This window comes from Ensifer sp. LC163 (assembly GCF_001695855.1).
Classification (GTDB): domain Bacteria; phylum Pseudomonadota; class Alphaproteobacteria; order Rhizobiales; family Rhizobiaceae; genus Ensifer.
Window position 1 is genome coordinate 47873 of sequence record NZ_MBSS01000013.1, and the last position, 19206, is coordinate 67078.

A 19206-nucleotide genomic window follows, 5' to 3' on the forward strand; every position below is an offset into this window, starting at 1 on the left:
GTAAACATTACAACTTCCGTTGCGGCACTCAAGCCGGAAAAACAAAAAAACGAAGTTGTTGCCCGAAAAGATGGCGGCGCCGAAATTTGGGCAGATACCGCCTGTGCGGATGGACGCGCAGGCACCGGCAGGGGGCGAAATGGTACTTCCGAGAGCGGCCAAGACCCAGAGGCGTACACGCATCCAGGAGGAGAAGGAAGAGCGGATTCTGGAGGCGGCGCTGGAGGTGTTTTCGGCGCACGGCTTTCGCGGCGCGACCGTCGATCAGATCGCCGATGTGGCCGGCATGTCGAAGCCCAACCTGCTCTATTATTTCCGCACCAAGGAAGCGATGCACCGGGCGCTGATCGATCGCGTGCTGGATACGTGGCTCGACCCGTTGCGCGCGTTCGACGCCGAGGGAAACCCGGTTGCCGAAATCCGCAGCTACATCAGGCGCAAGCTGGAGATGGCGCGGGATTTCCCGCGCGAAAGCCGGCTCTTCGCCAATGAGGTGCTGCAGGGCGCGCCGCATATCGAAGACGAACTGAAGGGGCCGCTCAAGGAACTCGTCGACGAGAAGGCGGAGGTCATCCGCGCCTGGACGAAAGCCGGCAAGATCGCCAAATGCGACCCCTACCACCTGATCTTCGCGATCTGGTCGACGACGCAGCATTATGCCGACTTCGACGTGCAGGTGAGGGCCGTGCTCGGGCAGGGCAGTTCCGGCGAGGGGCGGTTCGAGGACGCGGCGCGTTTTCTCGAACGCCTGTTCGTCGACGGGCTGCAGGTGAGCGAACAGCCGATCTCCTGAATGCTGTCGCGATCAGTCGGGCAGCAACGCCATCAGCGCCAGCCCGCAGGCCGTCGTCAGCGCGCCGGCGAGAACCGGCAGGCTGACCCAGCCGTGGCCGAGAATGCCTTCAAGCAGAATGATGAAGCTGGGCGTCAGATAGCCGTAGCCGAGCACCTTGGACGACGGCAGGCGTAGCGACGCGTACTGCAGCAAGAGGAAGGTGATCGCTGTCGTCACGACGGCGAGATAGGCGACGGCGATCCAGACGATTGCCGGCAGGCTCGTGAAGTCGGTGGTGGCAAGGCCGGCGGCGCCGGGAACCAGGAGCCAGGGCACGGTGAAGGCCGCGACCCAGAAGCCGAAGGCGAAGGGGTTCTCCTTGCGGTCGAACTTGCGGATGAGCGGCACGTAGATCGCGTGGCAGATGACGCCGACGAAGAAGATCAGCTCGCCCTGGCCGATATCGAAGGCGAGGATCGCCTGGATATTGGCGCGAAAAATCACCCAGACGGCGCCAAGCGCTGCGATGACGAGGCCCGCGAGCACGCCTGGGCGGGTGTGCTGGCCGAGCAGCAGGAAGGCAAAGCCTGCGCTCAATAGCGGCATCAGCGTGAAGACCGCGCCCGTCGATACGGGGTCGGTAAACTCCAGAGCCTTGAACATCGTCAGCATGTAGACGGCGATCAACCCGCCGAGGATGAGGAAGCGCCACAACTGCTTGGGAACATGAAACGGCACCCTGGCATAGCCGAAGGTCAGCGCACCCAGCACGACGACGGTCAGCAGGTAGCGCCAGAGCGTCAGCGGGCCGGCTCCCATATGTTGCGCCGCCAATCCGCCGAAGGAGAAGGAACCGGCGATCAGCGCCGAAAAGGTCAGCATCGCCAGATGCGCCTTGAGCTTTTCGACGCCGGTGGCGTGGCTCTGGTGCGCCGTTTTCGGCGAGACGTCCTGTTTCATGCTTGCTTCCGGAACTGGAGGTGGCGGGGGCGCATGTGCGCCCGCGCACCTAAGCCGGAGCCGCTGACGGTTGCAAGGCCTTGGCGATATCGCCGGCGTCCTCGACGATCCAGGTTTCGAGCGTCGCCTGGCGCCCGCGAAGGCTGATGTCGAGCCGTTTGTGTGCCTCCATCACCACGCCGGCGCGGTTGACGAGCTCGGCCGAGACGGCAAGCTGGGCGTCATGCTCCTTGGCAAGGCCTTCCAGCCGGCTTGCCGTATTGATCGTGTCGCCGACGGCAGTCAGCGACGTTGCCTGGCCGTAGCCGATCTCGCCGATGATGGCGGGGCCGGCATGCATGCCGATCGCGATCCGCAGCGGCTCGTCGAGCTCGCCGTGGAAGGTCTGGTTGAGGGCATCGATGCCCTTGGAGATGCGCGCGGCGGCGGCAAGCGATTGCTGGCAGGCTTCGGTAAAGGAGTTCTTCAGGCCAAAGATGGCGAGCGCACCGTCGCCGATGAACTTGTCGATGACGCCGCCCGAGTCTTCCACCGCTTCGCCGACCATCTCGAAATAGCGGTTCAGGAGGAAGACGGTATCGAAGGGCAGCTTGTGCTCGGCGATGCTGGTAAAGCCGCGCAGGTCGCAGAAGAGCACGGCGATGCGCCGCTCGCGGCCTTCGCCATCCTGGCGTACCAGCTGCTTCTTGATGCCGATGCTGTCGGTATCGAGGATAGGAACGACGGTGACGTTGTGGATCGGGCGGAACTGGCAGGCAAGGCGGACATTGTCGGGGGCGCCGATCCGCGTCAGCGTCGTCAGCTCGGCATCTTCGGGCTCCGGCTGGCCTTCGAGGCCCTGGATCACGCGGACACGGCAGGTGGAGCAGCGGCCGCGGCCGCCGCAGACCGAGACATGCGGGATGCCGGCGGCGCGGCTTGCCTCCAGCACGCTGAAGCCGAGATTGACGGTCGCAACGCGGCCATCGGGATAACGCACGCGGATGCGGCCCCCCTTGGGTAGGACACGCAAGGCAAAGGTGCCGGCGATCAGGCCGGCAAAGCCGAGATAAAGACCGAGCCGGATATTTTCGAGTAGGTCGACGTCGTAGGGTGGCTTGACCTGAGCGGTGTCGCCATAGCCGCCATGCTCCGCATAGACGCGCTCGAGCGAGCGGGCGCCGCTGAAGAAGCCGAGAAGCGCGAAGATCGGCACCAGGATCGCGATCGTATAGAGCAGGATCTCGTAGCGCGGAAACCAGGTCCGTCCGCGCATCCAGAACCAGGCACCGAGACAGCCATGGCTCCAGGCGAGCAGCAAGGCGAGTGACTGGCGGGTGGCGTTGGTCCAGCTGGACCAGAGCGCCCGCAGCATGCTGGGATAATCGGCCTCCACACCGGTGAGCAGCGGTTCGATCCGCGCGGCGGTCACGTGGCCCATCAGCAGGAACGGCAGGCTGAGGCCGAAGACGATTTTGAGCGCCTCTCGCATCGGCATGCGCAGTGTCTGGCGGCGATAGAGGCTATCGAGCGCCATGGCGAAATGCGCCAGCAGCGCGCCATAGAGCAGGACCGTGCCGGGCACGCTGTGCCAGACGGCGTTGAAGACCTTGCGGCCGGCCTCCATGGCCTCGATGGAGATCAGCCCGAGCGAATGGTTGAGAAAATGGGCAAGGATGAATGTGCCAAGCACTGCCCCGGAAACGAGGTGTATGCGCTTGCGTCTATGGGCGGAAATGATCGTCAAATAGCGAGCCCAGCTCTGCCGGCGAAACACCGGCTTCGGTTATTTCCCCCTTTATTATCCAGATCGCATACGCCGACAACTTACCTTTTCTACACAATCTGTTTCGTTTTCGTGTCTTGCGCGTCATCTGCTGCCGGCGCTATTCGGCGGGGTTCGGCTGCCAGAGCTCGATCGGGTTGCCCTCGGGGTCGTGAAGCCTGGCGAAGCGGCCATTCGGATAGGTTTGCGGGTCGATCGTCACCGCGATGCCCCCGGCGCGAAGTTGCTCCGTCATGGCGTCGAGATCGTCGACACGAAAGTTCAACATCCACATCTGCTCACTGCGGCCGAAATAGTCGCTGTCGCGCTTGAACGGGGCGAAGACCGTGCTGCCGGCGCGCTGCTGCCAGCAGGTGTCGTCGTAGCTCGACGGCACGCGGTCGATGCCGAGATGGGTTTGGTACCAGGCGGCCAGCCCGTCCGGATCGTCGCTGCGGAAGAAGAGCCCGCCGATGCCTGCCACTTTCTGCATGTCGATTGCCTCCCTGACTTAAGCGTTGGTCGGCCACGCTCACAACGGAGGCAGCCGTTAGGGTCATTCCATCATGGGCGGCAGGTGTGCGGCAAGCGTATCGATGAGCAGGCGCAGCTTTGGCGGCATGTACTGGGTTTTCGGCCAGACGACATAGGTGCCATAGGAGAGGGCGGGCGCATCGGCCAGTATGCGGACGAGCGAGCCGGAGGCGATGCGGTTGCCCACAAGCCAGCAGGGTAGCCAGGCGATGCCAAAACCGTCGGTCGCCGCGTCGGCGATCGACGTCAGGTCGTCGAGCCGCAGTCGCGACGGCGGCGTGATGGCCTGCGTCTGGCCGGCTTTTGCCGGAAAGGACCAGGCGAGCGGCTGCCCGCTGCGCCGATAGAGGATCGCCTGATGTCTCATCAGATCTTCGATCGTCTCCGGCGCCCCGTTCGCCTCGATATAGGCGGGAGAGGCGCACACGGTCATGCGCTGGTCGGCGATCTTGCGCATCATAAGTTCGGGCTCACCCCGAAGCGGGCCGGTGCGGATGGCGAGATCGAAGCCGTCCTCGACGAGGTCGACATTGCGATCGCTGAAGTTGAGGTCGAACTCCAGCCGCGGATGCTGGGAGAGTAGCTCCGACAGCAGCGGCATGACGCATTGACGGCCGAAATGCACGGGCATCGACAGGCGCAGACGTCCCTGGATTTCCTGCTTGCCGGACTCCAGCAGCGCCTCGCCGGCCCTGATTTCGCTGAGCGCCCTCAGGCAGTTTTCGTAGAACAACTGACCCTCGTCGGTCAGACTCTGGGTGCGGGTGGTGCGATGAAACAGGCGAACGCCCAGCCTTTGTTCCAGCTTGGCAACCGTCTTGCCGACGGCGGAGCGCGACAGGTTGAGCCTCTCGGCAGCTGCGGAAAAACCGCCCGCGTCGGCCGCCTCCACGAATACCGAAACGCCGTTCAGGTAGCTCATATTTGTATCCTTCAGGGAACCAATATGACGAAATCATATCGCAACTGGAGAGATAATTTCAACGCTATGCTTTCTTCATCAGATCAATCCGATGAAAGGAAAGACCGTGGCAAGACTGATGAAGGAATGGACGATCGATACATTCGGCGCACAGAACCTGAAGCTTAACGAGCGGCCCGTTCCGCAGGCGGGGCCGGGCGAGGTGCTGGTTCGCACGACCGCCGTGTCGCTCAACTTTCGCGACAAGCTGGTGCTGGAAGACGGCATGGGCATGCCGCTCGTCTTCCCCTTCGTGCCGGGTTCCGACATGGCGGGCGTGGTCGAGGCGGTCGGCAGCGACGTGACGCGTTTCCAGCCTGGCGATCGCGTCATTTCCGTCTTCGACCCCTCCTGGATCGACGGTCAAAAACCGGGGACTGCCCGCCGGCCAACGTCGTTTGCACTCGGCGGCCTCAACCCGGGTGTCGCTTCCGAATATGTCGCATTCCCTGAGGACTGGTTCGTGCAGGCGCCAAAGAGCCTCGACGACGGGGAGGCGAGCACGTTGCCCTGCGCCGGTGTGACGGCCTGGTTTGCGCTGGTCGAGAAGGGACGCCCGAAGGCGGGTGACCGCGTCGTCGTGCAGGGGACGGGCGGTGTCTCGCTGTTCGGGCTGCAGATCGCCAAGGCGCATGGGGCCGAAGTCATCGTGACGTCGGCAAGCCGCGACAAGCTCAAGCGCGCCCTCGAACTCGGCGCCGACCATGGCATCGACCGCGTCAACGAAGACTGGGTGGAGCGTGTTCTTGAGATCACCGACGATCACGGCGCCGATCATATCCTGGAGCTCGCCGGTGGCGCCAATCTCGGCCGGTCGTTGCAGGCGGTGGCGGTGCAGGGCCGGATCTCGGTCATCGGCGTGCTCGAAGGCGCCGAAATCTCGGCGCCGGTGCCGCCGGTGCTGTTGAAGTCGCCTGTCATTCAGGGCATCGGCGTCGGCCATCGCCGGGCGCTTGAGGATCTGGTGGCGGCTGTCGATCAAACCGGTCTGAAGCCGGTGGTCGATGCGCGCTACCGGTTCGAGGATTTCCCCGTGGCGCTGGCGCATCTCGATCGTGGCGCCTTCGGCAAGGTGGTGGTCGAGGTCTGATCGGGCATCATTTCGAACCGCCGCCGCCGGACAACAATCCGGCGGCGTCGGTTTTGGTCATTCCGCGGCCTGGCGGGCCATCGGGTTGTTGGGATGGGTCGTCCAGTTGGCGTAGTTCGGATCGACCGGCTTGCCGGTGCGCTGGTCCATGGCACCTGCCGGCAGCTCTTCCATGGTGATGCAGTTCTCGACGGGACAGACGCTGACGCAGAGATTGCAGCCGACGCACTCGTCGTCCATCACCTCGAAGTGGCGCACGCCGTTGACGAACTGGGTGATCGCCTGGTGCGAGGTGTCCTCGCAGGCGATGTGACAGCGGCCGCACTTGATGCAGGAATCCTGATCGATCTTGGCCTTGGCGACGTAGTTGAGGTTGAGGTACTGCCAGTCGGTGACATTCGGCACGGCGCGGCCGGTGATGTCGTCGAGGTTGCGGTGACCCTTGGCATCCATCCAGTCCGACAGGCCGGAGATCATTTCCTGGACGATCTTGAAGCCGTAGGTCATCGCCGCGGTGCAGACCTGCACGTTGCCGGCGCCAAGCACCAGGAACTCGGCCGCATCGCGCCAGGTGGTGATGCCACCGATGCCGGAGATCGGCAGGCCGTAGGTCTCCGGATCGCGGGCAATCTCTGCGACCATGTTGAGCGCGATCGGCTTGACCGCCGGGCCGCAATAGCCACCATGGGTGCCCTTGCCGCCGACCGTCGGGTTCGGGGCGAAGTTGTCGAGATCGACGGAGACGATCGAATTGATCGTGTTGATCAGCGACACGGCGTCGGTGCCGCCCGCTTTGGCTGCGCGCGCCGGCTTACGGATGTCGGTAATGTTGGGCGTCAGCTTGGTGATGACGGGCATGCGCGTGTACTGCTTGCACCAGCGCACGACCATCTCGATATATTCCGGCACCTGTCCGACGGCAGCACCCATGCCGCGCTCGGACATGCCATGCGGACAGCCGAAGTTGAGCTCGATGCCGTCGGCGCCGGTTTCTTCCACCAGTGGCAGGATCGACTTCCACGCCTCTTCCTCGCAGGGCACCATGATCGAGGCGATCAGGGCCCGGTCCGGCCAGTTCATCTTGACCTGCTTCATTTCCCGCAGGTTCACATAAAGATCGCGGTCGGTGATGAGCTCGATGTTGTTGAGACCGAGCAGCCGGCGGTCGGCGCCCCAGATCGCGCCGTAGCGCGGCCCGTTGACGTTGACGACAGGCGGCCCTTCCTCGCCGAGCGTCTTCCAGACGACGCCGCCCCAGCCCGCCTTGAAGGCACGCTCGACGTTATAGGCCTTGTCCGTGGGCGGCGCGGACGCCAGCCAGAACGGGTTCGGGGATTTGATGCCGACAAAATTGTTGCGAAGATCAGCCATTGTTCCGTCCTCCCGATCCGTTATGCAACGGCACTCGCGCGCGGCATGGCCGCGGCGAAAGCCCGGTTGATCGCTTCTGCGGCATCGCGACCCATGGCGACGGCGGAAACCGTCAGGTCCTCGCCGCCCAGCACGCAGTCGCCGCCGGCCCAGACATTGGCAGCTGAGGTCTTGCCTTCGGCATCGGTGACGATGCGGCCGGCTTCGAACGCAAGCGATCCGAGGCCGGACGCCTCGAAGGTCTGACCGATCGCCTTGAAGATCTGGTCGGCGGCAATGATACCCGTTTCCCCCGTCGTGGTCAGCTTTTCATCTACGAGCGTGGTGTATTCGAGCTCGATGCCGGCGACCTTGCCGTCCTTGAGCGCGATGCGCTTGGGCTGCAGCCAATGGCGGATGGTTACGCCCTTGGACGTCGCCAGATCCTGCTCGAATTCGGAAGCGTTCATGTGCTCCTTGCCGCGGCGGTAACAGATCGTCACTTCCTCGGCGCCGAGCAGCTTGGCCTGGACGGCGGCGTCGATGGCGGTCATGCCGCCGCCGAGAACGACGACCCGGCGACCGACGGGAATGTCGGCCTTGGTCTTCGACTGGCGAAGGGCGGCGATGAAGTCGACGGCGTCGTCGAGCCCTTCCGCGTTTTCGCCTTCGATGCGCAGCGCGTTGACGCCGGCAAGGCCGAGGCCGAGGAACACGGCGTCATATTGCTCGGTCAGATCGCCAAGCGAGAAGTCGCGGCCGAGCGCCTGGCCGTGGCGGACTTCGATGCCGCCGATCGACAGCACGTAGTCGACTTCGCTCTGCGCGAAATCATCGACGGATTTGTAGGCGGCGATGCCGTATTCGTTGAGGCCGCCGGATTTCTCGCGGGCGTCGTAGATCACGACTTCGTGGCCCTTGACCGCGAGACGGTGGGCGCAGGCAAGCCCGGCCGGGCCGGCGCCGACGACGGCGACCCTCCGGCCGGAGGTCGCAGCGCGGGTGTAGAACTGCTTGTTCTCCTTCATCGCGATGTCGGTCGCGTAGCGCTGCAGGCGGCCGATCTCGACCGGACGCTCCTCGGCCGTGTTGCGCACGCAGGCCTGTTCGCAGAGCGTTTCGGTGGGACAGACGCGGGCGCACATGCCGCCCAGAATGTTCTGGTCGAAGATCGTCTTGGCCGAGCCGATCGGGTTGCCCGTCGATATCTGCCGAATGAACAGCGGGATATCGATGGAAGTGGGACAGGCCGTCATGCAGGGTGCATCATGACAGAAGTAACAGCGGTCGGATGCGACCAATGCCTCGTGCCTGTCGAGGGCTGGATGGAGGTCGGAGAAATTGGTTTCGTAGTCCGCGAGCGGCAGGCGGCCGCCGAGTATCCCAGATTGCGTCGTTCCCATTTTTGGCTCCCAATGTTTTCTCAGGATGATGGAACGGTAACACGCTTTATTTTTTTATCAAACGGTAAAAGTTTGGCGTCGAAATAACCGGAAAGCCTTGCGATCCCGGACTTTGCGGCAGACCTGCCAAGCCATTGTTCTTGGGTGCTGTTTGACAGGGCAGGGCAAATAGTGGCAGCAAATTGGAGCGGGATGAGGAAAAGTGTGTGCGGTTTTCTGCCCGCATCCCGCTCTAGCTTTAAGGGAAGCGATTGCGATGTTTTTGGGCTGATTCGACCCAAAAACATCGCAATCGCGGGGGGAATGGAGAATAGGCATGGCGCGCAGGGCTGAGGCGAACAACAGGCTGGACGATGCTGCCCGCGCGGGTTGGCTCTACTATGTCGCCGGCCGCACCCAGGACGAGATCGCCACGGTCATGGGCATCTCGCGCCAATCGGCGCAACGGCTCGTTTCACTTGCCATGGCCGAACGCCTGATCAAGGTCCGGCTCGACCACCCGATCGCCGCATGTCTGGAGGCCGCCGAAAGGCTTCGCGAGAAATACGACCTGAAGCATGTCGACGTTGTCCCGAGCGATCCCGGATCGAGTTCGACCACGGTCGGTATCGCCGAGGCCGGCGCGGCCGAGATCGAGCGCTGGCTCAAGTCACCGGAGCCCCAGGTGCTGGCGATCGGCACAGGCCGCACCCTGAAGGCAGCGATCGACCAGCTGCCGGCGATGGAATGTCCGCAGCACCGCATCGTCTCCTTGACCGGCAATATCAGGCTCGACGGCTCGGCCGCCTATTACAACGTCATCTTCAGCATGGCCGATGCGGTCAAGGCACGGCATTTTCCGATGCCGCTGCCGGTGCTTGCCTCGTCGCCGGAAGAACGCGCGGTGCTGCACAGCCAGAGCCTCGTTCAGGTGGCGCTGAAGCTCGGGGCGCAGGCCAATGTCGCCTTCGTGGGCGTCGGCGAGCTCGGCCCCGAGGCGCCGCTTTGCCAGGATGGATTTCTGTCACAGGACGAAATGGGGGAACTGACGAGGTCCGGCGCCGCCGGGGAAATCTGCGGCTGGATGTTCGACCACGACGGCGCATTGCTGGCCGGCAGCTTCAACGACCGCGTCGCCTCGGTTCCGCTACCCTCTCGCGACAATGCGTCGGTGATCGGTTTCGCCAAGGGACGGCGCAAATACGAGGCGCTGAGGGCCGCGCTCAAGGGGCGGATCATCAACGGCATTATCACCGACGAGGCGACCGCCGCCTATCTGCTCAACGCCTGATCGCAGCGATTAAGCTTGGGAAGGGCCGGCCATGCGCCGGCCTTTTGGCGTTCATATGGCCACTTGCTGATAAAAAATCGACAATCAAAACAGCTTCGTAACGTCTCTGGTTGCAGCGCAGCAACGAAAGCGGATTGACATTCTTTCGCGATAGGTGAGTAATTGCCCATGAGCAAGGCAAATGCTCAATTTCTTCTGGGAGGAAGTCGATGAATTTGAGAACTTTCCTGCTGGGCACATGCTCGGCAGTCGCTCTGGCAGGTCTGGCCCAAGCAGAAACGCTGACCATTGCGACCGTGAACAACGGCGACATGATCCGGATGCAGAAGCTGACGGATGCTTTTACGTCCAAGAATCCGGACATCCAGCTCGAGTGGGTAACGCTCGAGGAAAACGTGCTGCGCCAGCGCGTGACGACGGATATCGCCACCAAAGGCGGCCAGTACGACATCATGACCATCGGCACCTATGAAGTGCCGATCTGGGCCAAGCAGGGCTGGCTGTTGCCGCTCGACAATCTCGGCGCCGACTATGATGTCGACGACCTGCTGCCGGCGATCCGCTCGGGCCTCACCATCGACGACAAGCTTTATGCCGCACCATTCTACGGCGAAAGCTCGATGGTGATGTACCGCAAGGACCTGTTTGAGAAGGCGGGGCTCACCATGCCCGACGCGCCGACCTGGGACTTCATCGCCGACGCGGCGCGCAAGATCACCGACAAGGGCAACGAAGTCTACGGCATCTGCCTGCGCGGCAAGGCGGGCTGGGGCGAGAACATGGCCTTCCTGACCGCAACCGCGAACGCCTTCGGCGCCCGCTGGTTCGACGAGAACTGGAAGCCGCAGTTCGACCAGCCGGAATGGAAGAATGCGCTCGACTTCTACGTCAAGCTGATGAACGACGCCGGACCGCCCGGCGCATCCTCGAACGGCTTCAACGAAAACCTGTCGCTGTTCCAGACCGGCAAGTGCGGCATGTGGATCGACGCAACGGTTGCGGCCTCGTTCGTCACCAACCCGAAGGAATCAACGGTCGCCGACAAGGTGGGCTTCGCGCTTGCACCCGATACCGGCCTAGGCAAACGCGGTAACTGGCTCTGGGCCTGGAACCTCGCCATCCCCGCCGGTTCGCAGAAGGTGGCCGCGGCCGAGAAGTTCATCGCCTGGGCAACCGGCAAGGACTATCTGACGCTCGTTGCCGACAAGGAAGGCTGGGCCAACGTTCCTCCGGGCACGCGCACCTCGCTCTACGCGAACCCTGAGTACCAGAAGGCGGCGCCATTCGCGAAGATGACGCTCGACTCGATCAACGCTGCCGACCCGAAGAACCCGGCCGTCAAGCCGGTACCCTATGTCGGCGTGCAGTTCGTGGCGATCCCGGAATTCCAGGGTCTCGGCACGGCCGTCGGGCAGCAGTTCTCGGCGGCGCTTGCCGGCCAGATGAGCGTCGACGAGGCGCTTGCCAGCGCCCAGAAGCTGACCGAGCGCGAAATGACCAAGGCCGGTTACATCAAATAGCGCTCCCAAGGGCCCGGGGTGCCGGCCGCAAATGGCTGGCGCCCCGGTAATTCCCGGAGGTAGCCAAGGGGCTCGCGCGCACGAACGCGCCGACCCAACCCGATCTCGAAACAGCATTGAATTCCGTCATTTGGGGGACGCCATGGCGACCTTGCACACCCGCTCCGCCGCGCGTCTGATGATCGCGCCCTCGGTGCTTCTGCTTCTGGCCTGGATGATCGTTCCGCTGGCCATGACAATCTATTTCTCGTTCCTGCGCTACAACCTTTTGATGCCGGGGATGGAAGAGTTCGCGGGCTTTTCGAACTACAGTTACTTCCTCACCGACCCCGCTTTCTTCCAGGCGATCTTCAACACGCTCGCCATCGTGCTCGGCGTGCTCTTTATCACCGTCGTCGGCGGCATCGCGCTGGCGCTTCTTCTGGACCAGCCGATGTTCGGGCAGGGGATCGTGCGCATCCTGGTGATCGCGCCGTTCCTGATCATGCCGACGGTCGCCGCGCTGGTGTGGAAGAACATGTTCATGAACCCGGTCAACGGGCTGTTTGCCTGGGTGGCCAAGCTCTTCGGGCTGCAGCCCTTCGACTTTCTCGCCAATGCACCCTTGATGTCGGTGATCCTCATCGTCGCCTGGCAATGGCTGCCCTTTGCGACGCTGATCCTTTTGACGGCGCTGCAATCGCTCGATGAGGAGCAGAAGGAAGCAGCCCAGATGGACGGCGCCAGCGCCTGGAGCCGCTTCATCTATCTGACCCTGCCGCATCTCTCCCGCGCGATCACGGTCGTCATCCTCATTCAGACGATCTTCCTGCTCTCGGTCTTTGCGGAAATCCTGGTGACGACCAATGGCGGGCCGGGCACGCAGAGCACCAACCTGACCTTCCTCGTCTATGCGCAGGCGCTCCTGCAGTTCGACGTGGGCGGCGCGTCCGCTGGGGGCATCATCGCAGTCATCCTCGCCAACATCGTCGCATTCTTCCTGATGCGCATGATCGGCAAGACGCTGGAGGCTTGAGAACCATGGCACGCAATGTCTCCACCCAACGCAAACTGGTCATCACCGTCGTCGCCTGGACGATCGGGATCCTGATCTTCTTTCCGATCCTCTGGACGTTCCTGACGAGCTTCAAGACCGAGGCCGAGGCGATTGCCTCGCCGCCGTCCTTGCTCTTCTTCGAGTGGACGACGGAGAACTACTTCGAAGTGCAGAGCCGCTCGAACTACTTCCGCCACTTCATGAACTCGGTCGTCGTCTCCTTCGGCTCGACGCTGATCGGCCTCGTCATCGCCATTCCGTCCGCCTGGGCGATGGCGTTCTCGCCGACCAAGCGCACCAAGGACGTGCTGATGTGGATGCTCTCCACCAAGATGATGCCATCGGTCGGCGTACTGGTGCCGATGTACCTGTTGTTCCGCAACACCGGGCTGCTTGATACCCGCACCGGGCTGGTGATCGTGCTGACGCTGATCAATCTGCCGATCATCATCTGGATGCTCTACACCTACTTCAAGGAGATCCCCGGCGAGATCCTCGAGGCGGCACGCATGGACGGCGCCTCGCTCGCCAAGGAGATCATCTATGTGCTGACGCCGATGGCGATCCCCGGCATCGCCTCGACGCTTTTGCTCAACATCATCCTCGCCTGGAACGAGGCGTTCTGGACGCTGAACCTCAGCGCCGCGAAAGCGGCGCCGCTGACGGCCTTCATCGCCTCCTATTCGAGCCCCGAAGGCCTGTTCTACGCCAAGCTTTCGGCGGCCTCGACCATGGCCATCGCCCCCATCCTCATACTCGGCTGGTTCTCGCAGAAGCAGCTCGTGCGCGGCCTCACCTTCGGCGCGGTCAAATAAGGGATACGACAATGGGAAACATTACACTCAGAAACGTCTCGAAGGTCTTCGGCGCCCATGCCGTCATCCCGTCGATCGACCTCAACATCAACGATGGCGAGTTCGTGGTCTTCGTCGGCCCGTCGGGCTGCGGAAAATCGACGCTGCTGCGGCTGATCGCCGGGCTTGAGGATGTCAGCGACGGCGAGATCGTCATCGACGGCAAGAACGCCACCGAACTGCCGCCGGCGCAACGTGGCCTGTCGATGGTGTTCCAGTCCTATGCGCTCTATCCGCATATGAGCGTTCGCTCGAACATAGCCTTTCCGCTGAAGATGGCGAACGAGGACAAGGCCGCCATCGACAGGAAGGTCTCGGACGCCGCCCGCGTGCTCAACCTGACCGACTATCTCGATCGCAAGCCCCGCCAGCTCTCCGGCGGCCAGCGCCAGCGCGTCGCCATCGGCCGCGCGATCGTGCGCCAGCCGAAGGCGTTCCTGTTCGACGAGCCGTTGTCGAACCTCGACGCAGCCCTGCGCGTCAACATGCGGCTGGAGATCAGCCAGTTGCACCAGGACCTGAAGACGACCATGGTCTACGTCACCCACGACCAGGTCGAGGCGATGACCATGGCCGATAAGATCGTGGTGCTCAATCGCGGGCGCATCGAGCAGGTCGGCTCGCCACTCGACCTCTACCACAAGCCGGACAATCTCTTCGTCGCAGGCTTTATCGGTTCACCGCGCATGAACTTCGTTTCCGGTGCGCCGGCCGCCGCCTACCAGGCGCACACGATGGGCATCCGGCCCGAGCATCTGCTGCTTTCCAAGGAAAGTGGCACCTGGAGCGGCACAGTCGGCGTTGCCGAGCATCTCGGCTCTGACACCTTCCTGCATGTCAATGTCGACAATATCGGCACGGTGACCGCGCGTGTCAGCGGCGATTTCGCCGTCACCCATGGCGACCGGGTGTTCCTGACGCCCGATGCCCAGCGTGTCCACAGGTTCGACGACAAGGGGCTGGCAGTTCGATGAAACGTCTTCACGGGAAAAGCGCGCTGATCACCGGATCCGCGCGGGGTATCGGTCGCGCCTTCGCCGAAGCCTATGTGCGCGAAGGCGCCAGGGTGGCAATTGCCGACATCAATGTGACGCGGGCGCGTGAGACCGCATCGGAAATCGGCCCAAGCGCCTATGCCGTCGAGATGGACGTGACGCAGCAAGGCTCGATCGATGCGGCGATCGCATCGGTCGTCGCCGAGGCTGGGGGGCTCGATATTCTCGTCAACAATGCGGCGCTCTTCGATCTCGCACCGATCGTCGAGATCACCCGCGAAAGCTATGACCGGCTGTTTGCAATCAATGTTTCGGGAACGCTGTTCACGATGCAGGCTGCCGCCAGGCAGATGATCGCGCAGGGCCGGGGCGGCAAGATCATCAATATGGCAAGTCAGGCAGGCCGGCGCGGCGAGGCGCTGGTCGCCGTCTATTGCGCCACCAAGGCAGCGGTCATCAGCCTGACCCAGTCGGCCGGGCTGAACCTGATCAAGCATCGCATCAACGTCAACGCCATCGCGCCCGGTGTGGTCGACGGCGAGCACTGGGACGGCGTCGACGCGCTGTTTGCCAAATACGAGAACCGTCCGCGCGGCGAGAAGAAGAGGCTTGCGGGCGCGGAAGTGCCCTATGGGCGCATGGGAACGGCCGAGGATCTCACCGGCATGGCGATCTTCCTCGCCTCGGCCGAGAGCGATTACGTCGTTTCGCAGACCTACAACGTCGATGGCGGCAACTGGATGAGCTGAGGCCAGTCTTCGGACGGTGCCTCGATAAGGAAACGGGACCATGACGACCAAACTCTCTCTTGCGGCGCTCGACGCAGTGAAGGCCAGGGCCGGCGTGCCAAGCTACGACCGTGCCGGGCTGAAAGCCGGCATTGTGCATTTCGGTGTCGGCAATTTTCACCGTGCCCATCAGGCCGTCTATCTCGACGATCTCTTCAATGCCGGGCACGACCACGACTGGGCGATCATCGGCGCAGGTGTGCTGCCCTCCGACGAACAGATGCGAGCCAAGCTTGAGGCACAGGATTTCCTCACGACGGTGGTCGAACAGGACAACAACCGCACCGGCGCGCATGTGACCGGCGCGATGATCGACTACCTGAAGCCCGGGGATGTCGCCGGCATCGTTGCGAAGCTTGCCGATCCGGCGATCCGCATCGTTTCGCTGACGATCACCGAGGGCGGCTATTTCATCGACCCGGCCTCCGGCGTCTTCAATCCGACCCACCCAGCCATCGTCGACGACGCCCAAAATCCGGCTTCGCCGAAGACGGTTTTCGGCCTGATCGTCGCCGGGATGAAGGCCCGTCGCGACAGCCAGGTCCCGCCGTTCACGGTGATGTCCTGCGACAACATTCCGGGCAATGGCGAGGTGACGCACGCGGCGGTGTCTGGCCTTGCGCGGCTCTTCGACCCTGATTTCGCCGACTGGATCGATGCCAATGTCGCCTTCCCCAACGGCATGGTGGATCGCATCACGCCGGCCACCGGCGCACGCGAAATCGGCATCGTGGCTGCGGACTACGAGATCGAGGACGCCTGGCCGGTGTTCTGCGAAGAATTCAAGCAATGGGTGCTGGAAGATCATTTTCCGCAAGGACGCCCGGCGCTCGAGAAGGTCGGCGTGCAGTTCGTGCCCGATGTCGCGCCCTACGAGCACATGAAGATCCGTATCCTCAATGGCGGCCATGCGGCGATCGCCTATCCCGCTGCCTTGCTCGACATCCATTTCGTCCACGAGGCGATGGAGGAGCCGCTGATCCGTGCCTTCCTCGCCAAACTTGAACATGACGAGATCATTCCCGTCATTCCGCCGGTGCCGGACACCGATCTCGGCGATTATTACAGGCTGATCGAGACGCGTTTCTCCAACCCGAAGATCGGCGATACGATCCCGCGGCTGGCGCAGGACGGCTCCAACCGGCAGCCGAAATTCATCCTGCCGTCGACAGCGGACCGGCTGGCGCGCGGCGAAGATGTCGTCGGCCTGGCGCTTGTGTCGGCGCTTTGGTGCCGCTACTCCGCCGGCACGACCGACAGCGGCAGGCAGATCGTCTTCAACGACCAGAACGCCGATAGGCTTCAGGCGGCAGCCGTTGCCGCCAAACAGGATCCGATGGCCTTTCTGGCGCTGTCGGACATTTTTGGCGCGGTCGCGCAGTCCGATCTTTTCCGCAGGCGTTTCGCCCAAGTATTGAAAACCCTTTGGGAAAAGGGTACGCGCGCTACGCTCCAGCTTTATCTGGACGGTAAGCTCGGGGGCTAGGGTGTTATGGCGGACGGCGCGTCCAGGCTGGTGATTTTCGATTGCGACGGCGTGCTGGTCGACAGTGAACCGATCTCGCTCGAAGTCCTGGTGGACGTGCTGGCTGCAGCCGGCGTGTCGATGACGACGGAGGAGGCGACCGAAAGGTTTCTCGGGCGCAGCCTGAAAAGCATGTCTGCCATTCTTCACGACGAGTATGGCCTGGCGACTGACGACGCCTTTCTCGAAGATATGCGCACGCGGCTGTACCAGCGTTTCCGCACGGAGCTGCAGCCGATCGCCGGCATCCGCCAGGCGGTCGAAGGGCTTGGTGTCGCCTGTTGCGTCGCCTCGTCCAGCCAGCCGGAACGCATCCGGCTGTCGCTGACCGTCACCGGCCTGATCGATCTTTTCGAGCCGAATATCTTCTCTGCAACGATGGTCAAACATGGCAAGCCGGCGCCCGACCTGTTTCTGCTGGCAAGCCGGGAGATGGGCTACGCGCCCAAGGACTGTATCGTCGTCGAAGACAGTCCGGCCGGCATCGAGGCGGCGCATGCCGCCGGCATGCGGGCTTTTGCCTTCGCCGGTGGCGGACATGCGCGCAGCGACCGTCACCGACAGACACTGGCCGACCTCGGCCCCGACGTGCTGTTTGACGACATGGGCGAATTGTTACAGTTTGTCCGCCAATAACAGGGACGGGGACCTCCATTGATGCGTGAATTCGTCGTTGCGGTCGATGTCGGCACCGGCAGCGCCCGCGCCGGTATCTTCGACCGGAATGGCAGGCTGTTGGCGCGCGCCGACCTGCCGATCGCCATGAACCGGCCGGAGGAAAATCATGCCGAACACGATTCGGAAGATATCTGGAGGGCTGTCTGCGGCTCGGTGAAGGCCGCAAGAGACAAGGCCGGCATCGCCCCCGAAAGCGTTGCCTCCATCGGTTTCGACGCGACCTGTTCGCTCGTGGTTCGCGACCGGGACGGTGCGCCGCTTTCCGTCAATCGAAAGGGCGAGGCGCGCTGGGACACGATCGTCTGGCTCGATCATCGGGCGCTGGCGGAAGCCGATTTCTGCACCGCCACCGAACACCCGGTTCTCGATTTCTCCGGCCGCGTCATGTCGCCGGAGATGGAGATGCCGAAGCTGATGTGGCTGAAGCGGAACCTGCCGGCGCAGTGGGAGAAGGCGGGCTTTTTCTTCGATCTTGCCGACTATTTGTCCTGGCGGGCGACGGGTAGTGCGGCGCGCTCGCGCTGCACGCTGACCGCGAAATGGAATTATCTCGCCCATGAACAGCGCGGCTGGCAGGCGGACTATCTTGTGCGGATCGGCCTTGAAGATCTGCTGACGCGGGGCGGATTGCCGGAGGAAACGCTGCCGGTCGCAAGCTCGGTCGGCGGCCTGTCCGCGAAGGCTGCCGCAGAGCTCGGCCTTGATACCGGTTGCCAGGTGGCGCCGGGATTGATCGATGCCTATGCCGGCGCGCTCGGCGTGCTCGGCGGCTTTGCCGGAAAACCGGAAAAGCTCGAGCGGCAGCTCGCGCTGATCGCCGGAACCTCCAGCTGCATCGTCGCCTTCTCCAAGGACATGAAGCCTGGCTTCGGCATGTGGGGGCCGTATTTCGAAGCGGTGCTGCCCGGGGCCTGGCTGATCGAGGGAGGCCAATCGGCAACCGGCGCCCTGCTCGATCACATCGTGCGCATTCATGGCGGCGGATTGGAGCCGACGACCGAGACCCACGGCCGGATCATTGCACGTGTCCAGGAATTGCGCGCCCTGCACGGCGCGCAATTTGCCGAGCGGCTGCATGTGTTGCCGGATTTCCATGGCAATCGTTCGCCGCTTGCCGATCCGCACGGGCTCGGTGTCATCAGCGGTCTGCCGCTCGATTCGTCGTTCGATGCGCTGTGCCGGCTCTATTGGCGCACCTGCGTGGCGATCGCGCTCGGTATCCGCCATATCCTCGAGACGATGCGTGAGGTCGGCTACGAACTCGACACGCTTCACGTCACCGGCGGCCACGTTCGCAATGCGCTTCTGATGGAGCTTTATTGCGATGTCACGGGGTGCCGGGTCGTTGCGCCCGATGCGCCTGACGCTGTGCTGCTCGGCACGGCGATGGCGGCGGCGGTTTCCGGTCAGGTTCACGTCGATCTCGGTGCGGCCGGCGCTGCCATGGCGTCCGGCGGGCGAGAGCAGTTGCCGAACGCCGCCATGCGCGAAATCTACGACGGTGACTACCGCCGCTTCCTTGCACTTTATCGTCATCGGGACGAGCTCGACGCACTCCAATAAAAAATCGAACGCAACGCAGACTGCCGGGAACCTTTGCCTGCGTCACGCATTTTATTGGAGACCGGACGGTGGCGCGCATCGCCCCCAATGTGGCGCCGGAGGCAAGCCGCCGGTCTACAACTCACTTCCCCGGTGAGTTGAAAAATGTCAGCCAGTGCCT

17 protein-coding genes are annotated in these 19206 nt (G+C 63.2%); 11 read left to right on the top strand and 6 right to left on the bottom strand.

All coding sequences use genetic code 11. The features are described from left to right. The first annotated feature begins 139 nt into the window (after nt 1-139). Nucleotides 140-793 (top strand): HTH-type transcriptional regulator RutR, encoded by a 654-nt coding sequence (gene rutR, locus BC360_RS14165; RefSeq protein WP_065783149.1) that lies wholly within the window; start codon nt 140-142, stop codon nt 791-793. Nucleotides 794-805: 12 nt separating this feature from the next. Here rutR and BC360_RS14170 read toward each other — a convergent pair whose 3' ends face one another. The 4 genes from BC360_RS14170 to BC360_RS14185 form a co-directional block, all read right to left on the bottom strand. Beyond that, a complete protein-coding gene (locus BC360_RS14170) occupies nt 806-1735 on the bottom strand; it encodes a DMT family transporter (RefSeq protein ID WP_065783116.1) in 930 nt (309 codons plus the stop codon). A gap of 49 nt (nt 1736-1784) precedes the next feature. Beyond that, on the bottom strand, nt 1785-3461 hold the full coding sequence (locus BC360_RS14175) for an adenylate/guanylate cyclase domain-containing protein (RefSeq protein ID WP_065795682.1): 1677 nt from the start codon (nt 3459-3461) through the stop codon (nt 1785-1787). Between the two features lie 139 nt (nt 3462-3600). Beyond that, the gene (locus BC360_RS14180) at nt 3601-3972 is read right to left on the bottom strand and encodes a VOC family protein (protein ID WP_065795635.1); all 372 of its coding nucleotides are present in this window, start codon (nt 3970-3972) and stop codon (nt 3601-3603) included. Between the two features lie 63 nt (nt 3973-4035). Then, complete coding sequence (locus BC360_RS14185; RefSeq protein ID WP_065795636.1) at nt 4036-4935, bottom strand: LysR family transcriptional regulator; 900 nt, start codon at nt 4933-4935, stop codon at nt 4036-4038. Nucleotides 4936-5053: 118 nt separating this feature from the next. On the opposite strand from BC360_RS14185, the gene BC360_RS14190 reads away from it, so the two are divergent. Beyond that, nucleotides 5054-6064 carry a zinc-dependent alcohol dehydrogenase family protein gene (locus tag BC360_RS14190; RefSeq protein WP_413813745.1) on the top strand — a complete coding sequence of 337 codons (1011 nt, stop codon included), beginning with the start codon at nt 5054-5056 and terminating at the stop codon, nt 6062-6064. 57 nt (nt 6065-6121) lie between these two features. On the opposite strand, the gene preA is transcribed toward BC360_RS14190, so the two are convergent. Next, a complete protein-coding gene (preA, locus tag BC360_RS14195) occupies nt 6122-7435 on the bottom strand; it encodes an NAD-dependent dihydropyrimidine dehydrogenase subunit PreA (protein WP_065795637.1) in 1314 nt (437 codons plus the stop codon). Between the two features lie 20 nt (nt 7436-7455). Then, nucleotides 7456-8817, bottom strand: a complete 1362-nt coding sequence (locus BC360_RS14200) for an NAD(P)-dependent oxidoreductase (RefSeq protein ID WP_065783111.1) — start codon at nt 8815-8817, stop codon at nt 7456-7458. A gap of 316 nt (nt 8818-9133) precedes the next feature. Here BC360_RS14200 and BC360_RS14205 point away from each other — a divergent pair, with 316 nt between their 5' ends. The 9 genes from BC360_RS14205 to BC360_RS14245 all read left to right on the top strand — a co-directional run bounded on the left by BC360_RS14205 (nt 9134) and on the right by BC360_RS14245 (nt 19046). Then, nucleotides 9134-10087, top strand: coding sequence for a sugar-binding transcriptional regulator (locus BC360_RS14205; protein ID WP_065795638.1), 954 nt, complete (start codon nt 9134-9136; stop codon nt 10085-10087). 209 nt (nt 10088-10296) lie between these two features. Then, a complete protein-coding gene (locus BC360_RS14210; RefSeq protein WP_065783109.1) occupies nt 10297-11607 on the top strand; it encodes an ABC transporter substrate-binding protein in 1311 nt (436 codons plus the stop codon). A gap of 142 nt (nt 11608-11749) precedes the next feature. Further along, nucleotides 11750-12622: a carbohydrate ABC transporter permease gene (locus tag BC360_RS14215; RefSeq protein WP_065783108.1), complete on the top strand. Its 873-nt coding sequence runs from the start codon at nt 11750-11752 to the stop codon at nt 12620-12622. Nucleotides 12623-12627: 5 nt separating this feature from the next. After that, complete coding sequence (locus BC360_RS14220; protein WP_065783107.1) at nt 12628-13458, top strand: carbohydrate ABC transporter permease; 831 nt, start codon at nt 12628-12630, stop codon at nt 13456-13458. Nucleotides 13459-13469: 11 nt separating this feature from the next. Next, entirely contained in the window at nt 13470-14471 is a 1002-nt protein-coding gene (locus BC360_RS14225) for an ABC transporter ATP-binding protein (RefSeq protein ID WP_065795639.1), read from the top strand. Next, nucleotides 14468-15241 (top strand): L-iditol 2-dehydrogenase, encoded by a 774-nt coding sequence (locus BC360_RS14230; protein ID WP_065795640.1) that lies wholly within the window; start codon nt 14468-14470, stop codon nt 15239-15241. The genes BC360_RS14225 and BC360_RS14230 overlap by 4 nt, the downstream gene beginning before the upstream one ends. A gap of 40 nt (nt 15242-15281) precedes the next feature. Beyond that, nucleotides 15282-16766, top strand: a complete 1485-nt coding sequence (locus BC360_RS14235; RefSeq protein WP_065795641.1) for a mannitol dehydrogenase family protein — start codon at nt 15282-15284, stop codon at nt 16764-16766. A gap of 6 nt (nt 16767-16772) precedes the next feature. Next, the gene (locus tag BC360_RS14240) at nt 16773-17441 is read left to right on the top strand and encodes an HAD family hydrolase (protein ID WP_065795642.1); all 669 of its coding nucleotides are present in this window, start codon (nt 16773-16775) and stop codon (nt 17439-17441) included. A 21-nt stretch (nt 17442-17462) separates the two neighbouring features. Further along, nucleotides 17463-19046: an FGGY-family carbohydrate kinase gene (locus BC360_RS14245; RefSeq protein ID WP_065795643.1), complete on the top strand. Its 1584-nt coding sequence runs from the start codon at nt 17463-17465 to the stop codon at nt 19044-19046. Nucleotides 19047-19206 lie beyond the last annotated feature (160 nt).